Origin of the sequence: Sphingobacterium sp. JUb20 (assembly GCF_004342035.1) — a bacterium.
Classification (GTDB): domain Bacteria; phylum Bacteroidota; class Bacteroidia; order Sphingobacteriales; family Sphingobacteriaceae; genus Sphingobacterium; species Sphingobacterium anhuiense.
In genome coordinates this window covers 26,334-38,775 of sequence record NZ_SLYV01000005.1, presented here as the reverse complement: position 1 = coordinate 38,775, position 12,442 = coordinate 26,334, and the positions used below count along the sequence as shown (strand labels likewise).

The following is a 12,442-nucleotide window of genomic DNA, read 5'->3' as shown; positions in this document are numbered from 1 at the left end:
GTATATGAATAATTAGATTAATTTTATTTTGGATGCAAACTTACAATCTTTTTTTGATTCTATTTAGATTTATTTTAAATAAAAAGAGTTAATTTACAAATAATTATAACAAGCTAAAAAACAGCATTTTAAATTACAAAAAAAGTAGTTTAAACTATATTTTATAGCTATTATTACTAAAATCAGTTTTACTTTATATCGGTATCCTTTTATTATTCTAAACCATTGAAAACCGAATGAATCAGCATAAAAATTGCATAAAAATGCAAGACAATATCATGATCCTTATTAATTATTTATACCTTTCCAATACTAATCCTTAAATCATGAAAAAGTACGTTCCTCTTCTTTTAATTTATTTGTTTCTGATAAGTCCAATAACGTGGGCACAAACGAACAGTTTAGACAAAAAAATTACTGATATCATGGCTCAATATGAAGCTATTGGACTGTCGGTAGCTGTTATTAAAAATAACGAGTTGTTTTTCAATAAATCTTACGGTTTGAAAAACAGAGAACAAGCACAACCTTTGGATCAGGATGACCTATTCAGAATTGCCTCTATATCAAAGTCCTTTTCAGCAACAGCTATTATGCAGTTAATAGAGCAAAAGAAATGTCATCTCGATGATGACTTTGGTGATCTAATAGGTTTTAAAGTTCAAAATCCAAAGTTTCCGAATAAGAAGATTACACTCAGAATGGTTCTCTCCCATACTTCCAGTATTAATGATAAAAATGGATATTTTGATCTTGATGTCATCAATCCATCAAAGTCAGATCAATATGCCTCTTCTTACAGCCCAAACGAACCTGGCACGACCTACGATTATTGCAACCTCAACTTTAATATGGTTGGCGCTGTGATTGAGCGCCTTTCAGGACAACGTTTTGACCAATATATTAAAGAACATATTTTAGATCCGCTGCAGTTGTATGCAGGATATTGCGTGGACTCTCTCGATAAAAACAAATTTGTAACTTTATATGAATACGATACAGCCAAGCATGAGTTTTTTCCACAGCCCAGCGCTTATAATCCAAGATCGCTGGAAATAAAAAATTATACACTAGGGCATTCCACTCCTATTTTCTCACCTACGGGCGGGATGAAGATCTCAGCAGTCGATCTCGCTAAATACATGGGTATGCATATGAACTATGGTACAGGATTAAATGGAAAACAGATCATTAAGAAACGGAATTCTAAAATTATGCAGACGCCCATTACTGCTGAAGAAGGATATGGGCTAGCTTTAAGATCCATCAACACATTGATCCCTAATAAAGTATTAATTGGACATACAGGCTCCGCATATGGTCTCTACAGTGCTATGTTTTTCGTTCCTAAAGAAAAATTCGGAATTGTTGTGATAACAAATGGTTGCCGTATACCTGAAAACGTAGACTTTAACCCACTATTAAAAGATTGCATACAGCTCATTTATAAAGAAATGATACAGCAATAACCACTATATTATCATATTATTAAGGTTTATTTTTTCCAAAACAAAACTAGTATATTCGTGTAAATAGTAAAAAGAGAATATCATGCAACTTTATACAATTGAAACGCAGAACTTCAAATTAGATGGAGGTGCCATGTTCGGTGTGGTTCCAAAATCCATATGGCACAAAACAAATCCTGCCGATGCAAATAATATGTGCACCTGGACCAATCGCCTATTACTTATAGAAGATGGCGCAAAATTAATTCTTATCGATACTGGACTCGGAGACAAACAGTCTGAGAAATTTTTTGGACATTATTATATACACGGAGACAACTCCATTGATAAGTCTTTAGCAAAATATGGATTTAATAGAGAAGACATCACCGATGTTATTTTAACACACTTGCATTTTGACCACTGTGGGGGTGCTATAGTCCGCGAAGGTGAAAAACTGAGGCCTTCTTTTACAAAGGCGAATTACTGGAGTAATGCCGAACATTGGAACTGGGCCACAAATCCAAATCCAAGAGAAAAAGCTTCTTTTCTAGATGAAAATATAAAACCGATACAAGAAAGCGGACAACTCAAGTTTGTCGAAAAAGAAAAAAATCCGTTTGGACCAGATATCCAAATCAGATATGCCCATGGACATACAGAGTCAATGATGTTGCCCCAGATCAAATATAAAGACAAAACAATTCTTTATATGGCAGACTTACTTCCTTCTGTGGGACATATCCCCCTTCCGTATGTGATGGGTTACGATGTAAGACCATTGACAACCATGGAAGAAAGGAAAAATTATTGGGAAGAGATTGTCGATCAAGAATATATACTTTTCTTAGAGCATGACGCCGTGAATGCTTGCTGTACCTTACAGCATACAGAAAAAGGAATACGGCTCAAAGACAGTTTTCAACTTTCTGACATTTAAACAAAAATGGGATGATTTTTAGATCATCCCATTTTTACTTTATTAGAATTTAAATCCAAGGACCCAATAGTTCTCGAAAAACCATATGGATTGACTTGCTTTATCTATATTATTTCTACCCGTTGTACGAATATTATTCAGGTCTGTCCAACCTGTTTTAAAACTCGTTTGAAGATATAATCCTCTAAAAAAATGATATTGCAAACCTACTTTTGCAGCAGCACCGTAGCCGGCAATGTTCCAATAGTTATTCTCTCCAACTCCAAACAGACGAACATCAGTTCTAGGAACCAATAAACCTACTTCGGCACCTGTTTCCATCGACAAGTAAGACTTTCCGGTTCTGGAAACCCAGATATCATCATGTCTTTCTAAAGCGACAGAGGCAAAATTATAACCATCGGTATGCTCAAATTGCAATACCGAATCAACCAAAGTAACCTGTTCCCCATTATAGGTTCCAGCCATGCCATATGTTGGGATACCTGGTTCAGAGATCTCAGGACTAATATGTCCTTTAATTCTTACCGTCTGCGGAATATCAACAACATATTTCATGTGATCCCAACCTAGCGAAATCGAATAATTATCTTTTATAAAATAACCGAAGTGGAAATTAAACTGCGGAATCGAGATCGTTGCCGGGTTAATATAGGTCATGGACAGTTTAGTCGGTCTATCTGCCGCTTTTACATCCATTAATGTAAAATCATATCCGGTTCCTTTAAAACGGATATCACTCTTACCATAAGATGAAAAATTATAGCCCCAGTGAAAATAAAATTTTCCCTTATTACTTTCTGTACGGGAATATTTCGGATTGAAAATACTCTTAGCAATTGGTTTTGCAGGAGATTCATTACTATTATCTTGCGCAAATAAAGAAGAAGCAGATAAAGTTAGCGCACTTAAGGCTAATAAAAATTTATTCATATTGTTGTCAAAAAAAACCCGGCACAAAAGTACCGGGTTATGCGTTGATAAGCAAATAAAATTATTTTGCTTGGTTTTTACGTATAATGTTCAAAGCACCACCTTCTTTAAACCACTCAATTTGTTGAGCGTTGTAAGTATGGTTAGCTAAGATCTGATCTTCCGTTCCATCTGCATGGTGAAGTACTAACGTTAGCGGTTGCCCTGGAGTAAAGGTTGTCAATCCTAAGATGTCGATTGTATCGTCTTCTTGGATTTTATCATAATCTTCTTTATTAGCAAAAGTTAAACCTAACATACCTTGTTTTTTCAAGTTTGTCTCGTGGATACGAGCAAAAGATTTAACCAACACTGCACGAACACCTAAATGACGAGGCTCCATGGCAGCATGCTCACGTGAAGAACCTTCACCATAGTTTTCATCACCAACAACGATAGATCCGATACCGGCAGCCTTATAAGCACGTTGCGTTGCAGGAACTGGTCCGTACTCACCTGTCAATTGATTTTTAACGGAATCTGTTTTCTCATTAAAGTAATTAACAGCACCAATCAACATATTGTTCGAGATGTTATCCAAGTGACCTCTGTATTTCAACCAAGGACCAGCCATAGAAATATGGTCAGTTGTACATTTACCTTTAGCTTTGATCAATAATTTCAAACCTTTCAAGTCTGTACCTTCCCAAGCCGCAAAAGGCTCTAATAATTGCAGACGATCAGAATTTGGATCCACATCAATCTTAACCGATGAACCATCCGCCGCAGGTGCTTGATAACCTGCATCCTCTACAGCAAAACCTTTTGAAGGTAATTCATCACCAGTAGGCGGGTCTAATTTAACCTGCTCACCCTTAGTATTTGTCAAGGTGTCTGTCAATGGATTGAAACCTAAATCACCCGAAATGGCAATTGCAGCAACGATTTCCGGTGAAGCTACAAAAGCAAATGTATTTGGGTTACCATCGGCACGTTTAGCAAAGTTACGGTTGAACGAGTGAACAATCGTATTTTTCTCTTGTTTTTCAGCACCAACACGGTCCCACATACCAATACATGGACCACAAGCATTTGTAAAGATCGTCGCATTCAGATCTTCGAAAGTTTTCAATAAACCATCACGAGCGGCAGTATAACGAACTTGCTCAGAACCCGGATTGATACCAAATTCTGCCTTCGTTACTAAACCTTTATCAACCGCTTGTTTAGCGATAGAAGCAGCACGTGACAAATCCTCGTAAGAAGAGTTTGTACATGAACCGATCAATCCCCATTCTACTGTTGTAGGCCAGCCATTTTTAGCCGCTTCTTCACGCATGCGTGAAACTGGAGTATATAAATCTGGTGTAAAAGGACCGTTTAAAGAAGGTTCTAATTCAGATAAATTAATTTCAATAACTTGATCAAAATATAGCTCAGGATTTGCGTAAACCTCAGGATCCGCAGTTAAATGTTCTTTAACAGCATTCGCTGCATCCGCAACATCCGCACGGTCAGTTGCACGTAAATAACGTTCCATTGACTCATCATAACCGAAAGTAGATGTCGTAGCACCAATTTCAGCCCCCATGTTACAGATGGTACCTTTACCCGTACAAGACATAGATTGAGCCCCTTCACCGAAGTATTCTACAACAGCACCAGTACCGCCTTTAACGGTTAAGATACCTGCAACCTTCAAGATAACATCTTTAGGAGACGTCCATCCGCTTAGCTTACCTGTTAATTTAACACCGATCAATTTCGGGAATTTCAGTTCCCAAGGTAAACCAGCCATCACGTCACATGCATCAGCACCACCGACACCGATAGCCAACATACCCAAACCACCAGCATTAACAGTATGTGAATCTGTACCGATCATCATACCACCAGGGAAAGCATAGTTCTCCAAGACAACTTGGTGAATAATACCTGCTCCAGGTTTCCAGAATCCGATACCATACTTATTAGCAACAGAACCCAAGAAATTAAAAACCTCTTTTGATTCTGTATTTGCTCTTTGTAAATCCACTTGAGCTCCTTCTTTTGCCTGAATCAAGTGATCACAGTGCACAGTCGAAGGAACAGCCGCTTGAGGACGACCTGCTTGCATAAATTGCAATAAAGCCATCTGTGCAGTCGCATCTTGCATCGCTACACGGTCTGGAGCGAAGTCTACATAAGATACACCTCTATCGTATGTTTCAGTTGCATTACCATCCCATAAGTGAGTATATAAAATTTTCTCAGATAGGGTTAAAGGTTTATTAACCAGATTACGAGCAGCGTTTACACGCTCCTCATAACGGCTATAGACCTTTTTAATCATTTCTATATCAAAAGCCATATATTTCTAATTTATGATATTAATTTAGTTAATTACCAAAACTTCAATATTAGTTTTTTCTACTTTGTCGAGATAGGCGCAAACTTAGTTAAGTTGATACCTTCGACAGCAGCTTTGTACTCTTCAACGTTTGGAATTCTACCTAAGATAGCAGAAAGCACAACCACTGGAGTAGATGCTAATAAAGATTCTCCTTTTTTACCGTCTCTATCTTCAACAACACGACCTTGGAAAAGACGGGTTGAAGTAGCCATTACCGTATCACCTTTTGCCGCTTTTTCTTGGTTACCCATACAAAGGTTACAACCTGGACGCTCTAAATACATGATATTTTCGTACTCTGTACGTGCAGTACTTTTTGGCAAAGCATCACTGAATTCAAAACCCGAATATTTCTGTAAGTATTCCCAATCTCCTTCTGCTTTCAATTCATCAATGATGTTGTAAGTAGGCGCAGCGACAACTAAAGGTGCATTAAATTTAACAACACCAAGTTGTTTCTCCACATTCTTAAGCATTTGAGAAACGATTTTTAAATCGTCTTTATGTACCATACAAGAACCTACGAAACCTAAGTCTACTTTTTTGTCACCGCCGTAATAAGAAAGTTCTCTAATTGCGTCATGTGTATAACGTTTTGAAACGTCAACATTGTTAACATCAGGATCGGCAATCATCGGCTCATCAATAATATCAAGATCGATCACGACTTCAGCATAATATTTAGCATTTGCATCTGGAGATAAAGCTGGTTTTTCACCTGTTCTAATTTCCTCGATACGTTTATTAGCTTTATCGATCAATCCCTGTAATACTTGATTTTTATTCTCCATACCCTTATTGATCATGATCTGGATACGGCTCTTAGCGATTTCTAAAGACTGAATTAACGTTTCATCTTGGGAGATACAGATCGAAGCTTTTGCTTTCATCTCTGCAGTCCAGTCTGTAAAAGTAAAGGCCTGATCGGCAAGAAGTGTACCGATATGTACCTCGATAATTCTACCTTGGAACACATTCTCTCCACCAAATTGCTGTAACATTTGAGATTGTGTCGCATGAACCACATCACGGAAATCCATGTGCTGTTTCATACTGCCTTTGAAAGTTACTTTAACGGATTCAGGAATCGGCATAGACGCCTCACCCGTAGCTAATGCTAAGGCAACAGTTCCAGAGTCAGCTCCAAAAGCAACACCTTTAGACATACGTGTATGAGAATCGCCACCAATAATAATCGCCCACTCATCAATCGTAATATCGTTTAATACCTTGTGAATAACGTCAGTCATGGCATGGTATTCTCCTTTAGGATCACGTGCAGTGATTAAACCGAAGTCGTTCATAAACTTCATCAACTTAGGAATGTTAGCTTGCGCTTTCTTATCCCATACAGATGCTGTGTGACATCCTGATTGATACGCACCGTCAACTGTAGGAGAAATAACTTTAGCAGCCATGGCCTCTAACTCTTGAGCGGTCATTAAACCTGTTGTATCTTGAGATCCTACGATATTCACTTTAACACGAACATCAGAACCAGCATGTAACACTTTTCCTGGAGTTGAACCAACAGCATTTTTATTGAAGATTTTTTCAACAGCCGTTAAGCCCTGATTTTCAATAGAAATTTCTTTTGCAGGAGCAAAAACAGTCGGAATTGAAATCCCTAAAACTCCAGCTGCAAACGTTTGGATCTTTTTACCAAATACAATTGCATATGAGCCACCTGCTCTTATAAACTCTCTTTTTTGAGGAGTAAGCGCTTTAGAGATGTCGATCAATTCCTGATCTCCATTATATAATTTTTCAGTCTTCGTGTTGATTGTAAGAACTGTTCCTGTAGCAACAGAATAAACTTCTTCTAAAACAGGTTCATTATTTTCATTACGGACAACTTGACCATTTTCGTCTACTTTTTTCTTCCAGTTCTGAAGATCAATTCCAATACCACCGGTAACATCTACCGTTGTCAAAAAGATTGGAGAAATACCATTCGTACCACCAACAATTGGAGCAATATTTACAAATGGGATATAAGGACTTGCTTGTTTACCTGTCCATAACGCCACATTGTTTACACCTGACATCCTTGAAGATCCCACTCCCATTGTACCTTTTTCAGCAATCAGCATAACGCTTGCGTCTGGATATTGTACCTGTAAAGCTTTGATTTCTTGCTGCGCTTCTGGAGTGATCATACATTTTCCATGTAGCTCACGATCAGAACGCGAGTGCGCCTGGTTACCTGGAGACAGTAAATCCGTAGAGATATCACCTTCACCTGCAATATAAGTTACAACTTTTATTTCTTCTGGTAACTCTGGAAGTTTAGTGAAAAATTCAGCTTGGGCATAGCTTTCAAGAATCTCTTTCGCAATTGCATTACCGCTGTTAAATGCTTCTCTTAGACGCTCTGTATCGGCATCATAAAGGAAAACCTGTGTTTTAAGAACTTCAGCAGCTTGCTTAGCAATAGCTGCATCATTACCTAACGCCAAATCCAGAAGTACTTCAATAGAAGGACCGCCTTTCATATGAGATAACAACTCAAATGCGTAAGTAGGTGTAATTTCTGCAACAGTCTCTTGACCAAGAATAATTTCTTTTAAGAACTTTGCTTTTACACCAGCCGCACTAGTCGTACCAGATAAAGTGTTGTAAATAAATAACTTCAGAGACTCGACTCTATTTTCGTTATTCAAATCTTTAATTTGAGCAATAACTTCACTTAGTAATTCTGCTCCGTCAATTGGTTTAGGATTTAAACCTTCACCTTTTCGTTCTACAACCTCTTGTACGTAATCGTTGTAAATACTCATAGTATATAAATCTTTTATATGTTTAAAGGCAATACAAAAAATATCAAATATTATCTCCTGATACTACCACACGTTTAATAATTAAGCTAAAAAAACATCAGTAATGCACTGCAAGCCGGTGCTTAAATTTAACTCTACAATTCTTTCATTTTGACGATCTGTTTTCATTTAAAAAAACTTCTCATCTCGTACTACAAAAATACTAAAAATCAACGGTTAATACGTACCAATAAGACTTATTGCTTTAATTTGGAAATATTCTAAACAACATTTATTTTAAAATAAAATATCGAAACAACATACTAAAATACAGACACTTGACTATTTAAATTTAAAATATTTAGGGTAAGAAATTAGTAAATTTTGACGCTAAGATTAAATATAATGTGGAAATAACCCACAAAAAAAGGGAAATCATATCAGATCTCCCTTTATAGCCAATATATTAGTTTAACTAAATATTTTTCAATTGAATATCAACAGCTTTCAAATCAGCTATGGACTGAGTAGGATTTGCTGCTGCAAACACAGAACTTCCCGCTACCAACACATCTGCGCCAGCTTGTAAAAGAGCGCCTGCATTACCTACTCCGACACCTCCATCGATTTCAATCAATAATCCATCATTCACACCTGCTGCCATAGCGCGCAATTGTTTTACTTTATTGTAGGTGTTTTGAATAAATTTCTGCCCGCCAAAACCTGGATTTACAGACATTAAACACACTAAATCTAAATCTGCAATCACATCTTCCAATAAAGAAACTGGTGTATGCGGATTCAAAGCGACGCCAGCTTTACAACCTAATTCCTTAATCGCTGCTAACGTGCGATGTAAATGTGTACAAGCCTCATAATGCACGGTAATAACAGCAGCTCCAGAATCTTTACATAACTGTAAATAACGATCAGGATCTACAATCATTAAATGTACATCTAAAGGTTTTGTAGCATGTTTAGCGATTGCCTGCATTACTGGAAAACCAAAAGAAATATTTGGCACAAACACGCCATCCATAATATCAATATGAAACCAATCGGCTTCACTATTGTTTACCATTATAATATCATCGTACAATTTAGCGAAATCCGCTGCCAAAACTGAAGGTGCAATAAGATGCTTTTTACTTGACATGAGTCTTTGATTTGTTTTTGCAAAGATAATTAAGTCTTGCGGATAGCCCGAATTTAAATCAAAAAAATTAAATATAACCTGACCTCCTAATGACAATGAACTTTATAATAGCGCATTTTTAAGTACATTTGTTTGAGTAATTTTTTATTATCCAACTACAATTCAACCCCGTGAGTAGATTAAAAATTAAATATAATCGTGAGTCCGACACTAATCTTAACCTTATCCGTAAGATAAGCTTAATATTGGCAACCATCATTCTTATTTGTATCTTCCTTCCAAAACAGGCTCGCTTTCGCTATGAATTTCAGAAAGGAAAAGTCTGGGATCACGAAAACTTAATTTCTCCTTATAATTTTGCGATACTCAAAACACAGGAGGAACTAAATGAAGACAAGAAAAATATTCTTAAAACCATTCAACCTATCTATGACGTTAATTCGACCATCAGTAGGGAACAGATCGATCAATTTGAAACTGATCTAGCTGAAAAATGGCAAACCAATAAATTAGACACTACTCCTCAAAAAATACAGGATTACCGTGCCGTCGGAAATGCCATATTAACGCATCTCTACGATCGAGGCATCCTGTCTTTAAATAATCGTTTTCAAAACCGAAATGACGACAAGAGTCCTGCTGCAAAGCAGTATAATTTTACTTTGATACAAGATAAAGTCGCCACTCAAAAAAATACGGCAGATTGTTATACAATCGAATCTTCTTATGAATACGCCAATTCAGTCTTAAGCAATTCATCAAAGATCGTGTACAAGAAATGGCTCTTAGAGACATTAAAAAACTACATTACCCTAAATTATGTTTACAATGATCAACAGACAGAGCGACTGGAACAAAATGCTTTAGCAAATATCTCCTCTACTCGGGGAGTTGTACAAAAGGGAGAATTAATTGCTGAAAAGGATAAGATTATCAGTAATGAAACCTATCAGAAACTAGAATCATTACGCAAGATTTATGAGGACGAAGGAAAAATCTCTGGCAATCAGATTTACGTTACACTGGGGCAATTTTTGATTATCTCTCTTGCTTTATGTATTCTGATGGTATTTCTATATCTTTTCAGAAAAGACATCTATTACAACAATCGCCTGCTATCAATCATTATGATTGTGATCATCGGCATGCTTGCCGTCTTGTCATGGGCCATCAAGATTAAAATTCCTAATTTATACTACATTCCATTCTGTTCAGTTCCGATCATTATCCGCATCCTATTTGATTCCCGGGTAGCTTTGAATATTCACCTACTCATGGTCCTACTGGCAGCGTTATTTGTTCCGAACTCATATGAATTTGTATTTCTGCAATTCATGGCTGGAATCGTGGCGATTTACAGTATCAAAACATTAGTAAAGAGAGAACAATTCTTCATCTCGTCAGCCATTATACTCGCGACTTACTTGATTGCTTATTTTGGACTTTTACTCACACGTAACGGATCCTTAAGTACCATTAACGTCATGGACGTCATCCCTTTTGTGGTCAGTGTCATGATCACATTAATGGCGTACCCATTAGTATACGCATTTGAAAAACTATTTGGAATCGTATCTGATCTGACATTAATGGAATTGACCAACAGTAATTCAAAGCTTCTGCGTGAACTTTCATTTAAAGCCCCTGGTACTTTCCAGCACTCGTTACAAGTAGCCAATTTAGCTGAAGCGGCTATCTACCGAATTGGCGGAAATCCTCTCTTAGTACGGGCAGGTGCACTTTACCACGATATTGGTAAAATGACAAACCCGCAATTCTTTATTGAAAATCAAAAAACAGAAAAGAATCCGCACGATGAATTATCGCCTGAACAGAGTGCACAAATTATTATTTCACACGTTATAAAGGGCGTTGAGATTGCAAAAAGAAATCAGCTTCCAGATGTTATAATCGATTTCATCAAAACGCATCACGGTACGACAAAAGTCGATTACTTCTATAATTTATTTATAAAGAATAATCCCGACAAACTTGTTGACGAATCTTTGTACCAATATCCTGGGCCTATTCCCTATTCGAAAGAAACAGCTGTACTAATGATGGCAGATTCCGTAGAAGCAGCATCTAGAGCTCTTAAAGAACATACGGAAGATTCTATTAATACGCTTGTCGATAAAATTATTGAGCATAAGCTGAAGCTGAATCAATTTGCAAATAGTAATATTACATTAAAGGAAATCACAGAATCTGCAACCATTTTCAAGGCAATGTTGAAGAGCATTTACCATGTTCGGGTCGATTACGATCTCAGCAAGAAAAAATAAGTGAAAATTATTCTGTAAGCAATAAATTGACATACAATCGCTTACTATAACCTTACGTATTTTTTGTATTTTTTTTATAAAATTGACTTTGCAGAATAGAATAATTGCCTTATGTTTGCAATGTCAAAACGAGGAAGGGTGCCTGAGTGGCCGAAAGGAACAGTTTGCTAAACTGTCGTACTGGAAACGGTACCGAGGGTTCGAATCCCTCCCCTTCCGCAAAGACAAAACAAAGCCCGACAATAGTCGGGTTTTGTTGTTTATAGACTTTTGTAAACGTTAGTTTTAACAAAAAGGATATAAACAACAAAAGTAATGAACAAAGTGAATGGCTTTGTTTTGTATTGAAGCCCCCCCTTTTTTGGGATCATGAAAATAATCCCTCCCCTTCCGCAAAGACAAAATAAAAGCCGACTTATAGTCGGCTTTTGTTGTTTACATACGTTTGTAAAAATCGATTTTAAGAAAGTCGATGTACAGTAAAATAATGGGCGAAGAGGATCATTAAATTTTATAAGAATAACGATCTCCATTCATGATGAAGTAAATA

At 36.9% G+C, this 12,442-nt stretch carries 7 protein-coding genes and 1 tRNA gene; 4 read left to right on the top strand and 4 right to left on the bottom strand.

Annotated elements, in window-relative coordinates:
- Nucleotides 1-326: 326 nt before the first annotated feature.
- Both EDF66_RS09600 and EDF66_RS09595 read left to right on the top strand, forming a co-directional pair.
- On the top strand, nt 327-1,469 hold the full coding sequence (locus EDF66_RS09600) for a serine hydrolase domain-containing protein (RefSeq protein ID WP_132842253.1): 1,143 nt from the start codon (nt 327-329) through the stop codon (nt 1,467-1,469).
- Nucleotides 1,470-1,551: 82 nt separating this feature from the next.
- Nucleotides 1,552-2,388: an MBL fold metallo-hydrolase gene (locus EDF66_RS09595; protein ID WP_132842251.1), complete on the top strand. Its 837-nt coding sequence runs from the start codon at nt 1,552-1,554 to the stop codon at nt 2,386-2,388.
- A gap of 42 nt (nt 2,389-2,430) precedes the next feature.
- On the opposite strand, the gene EDF66_RS09590 is transcribed toward EDF66_RS09595, so the two are convergent.
- The 4 genes from EDF66_RS09590 to rpe all read right to left on the bottom strand — a co-directional run bounded on the left by EDF66_RS09590 (nt 2,431) and on the right by rpe (nt 9,607).
- Nucleotides 2,431-3,321 (bottom strand): hypothetical protein, encoded by an 891-nt coding sequence (locus EDF66_RS09590; protein WP_132773085.1) that lies wholly within the window; start codon nt 3,319-3,321, stop codon nt 2,431-2,433.
- Nucleotides 3,322-3,382: 61 nt separating this feature from the next.
- Nucleotides 3,383-5,650, bottom strand: a complete 2,268-nt coding sequence (locus tag EDF66_RS09585) for an aconitate hydratase (protein WP_132842250.1) — start codon at nt 5,648-5,650, stop codon at nt 3,383-3,385.
- 59 nt (nt 5,651-5,709) lie between these two features.
- Complete coding sequence (locus tag EDF66_RS09580; protein WP_132842248.1) at nt 5,710-8,472, bottom strand: bifunctional aconitate hydratase 2/2-methylisocitrate dehydratase; 2,763 nt, start codon at nt 8,470-8,472, stop codon at nt 5,710-5,712.
- Nucleotides 8,473-8,926: 454 nt separating this feature from the next.
- Nucleotides 8,927-9,607 (bottom strand): ribulose-phosphate 3-epimerase, encoded by a 681-nt coding sequence (gene rpe, locus EDF66_RS09575; RefSeq protein WP_021188287.1) that lies wholly within the window; start codon nt 9,605-9,607, stop codon nt 8,927-8,929.
- 170 nt (nt 9,608-9,777) lie between these two features.
- Here rpe and EDF66_RS09570 point away from each other — a divergent pair, with 170 nt between their 5' ends.
- Nucleotides 9,778-11,892, top strand: a complete 2,115-nt coding sequence (locus EDF66_RS09570) for an HD family phosphohydrolase (protein WP_132773093.1) — start codon at nt 9,778-9,780, stop codon at nt 11,890-11,892.
- 132 nt (nt 11,893-12,024) lie between these two features.
- Nucleotides 12,025-12,111, top strand: a tRNA-Ser gene (locus EDF66_RS09565).
- Nucleotides 12,112-12,442: the final 331 nt, after the last annotated feature.

Bases quoted from the DNA above. Each gene is read 5' to 3' on its own strand.
- EDF66_RS09600 (WP_132842253.1), top strand. From the start codon at position 327: ATGAAAAAGTACGTTCCTCTTCTTTTAATTTATTTGTTTCTGATAAGT.
- EDF66_RS09595 (WP_132842251.1), top strand. From the start codon at position 1,552: ATGCAACTTTATACAATTGAAACGCAGAACTTCAAATTAGATGGAGGT.
- EDF66_RS09590 (WP_132773085.1), bottom strand. From the start codon at position 3,321: ATGAATAAATTTTTATTAGCCTTAAGTGCGCTAACTTTATCTGCTTCT.
- EDF66_RS09585 (WP_132842250.1), bottom strand. From the start codon at position 5,650: ATGGCTTTTGATATAGAAATGATTAAAAAGGTCTATAGCCGTTATGAG.
- EDF66_RS09580 (WP_132842248.1), bottom strand. From the start codon at position 8,472: ATGAGTATTTACAACGATTACGTACAAGAGGTTGTAGAACGAAAAGGT.
- rpe (WP_021188287.1), bottom strand. From the start codon at position 9,607: ATGTCAAGTAAAAAGCATCTTATTGCACCTTCAGTTTTGGCAGCGGAT.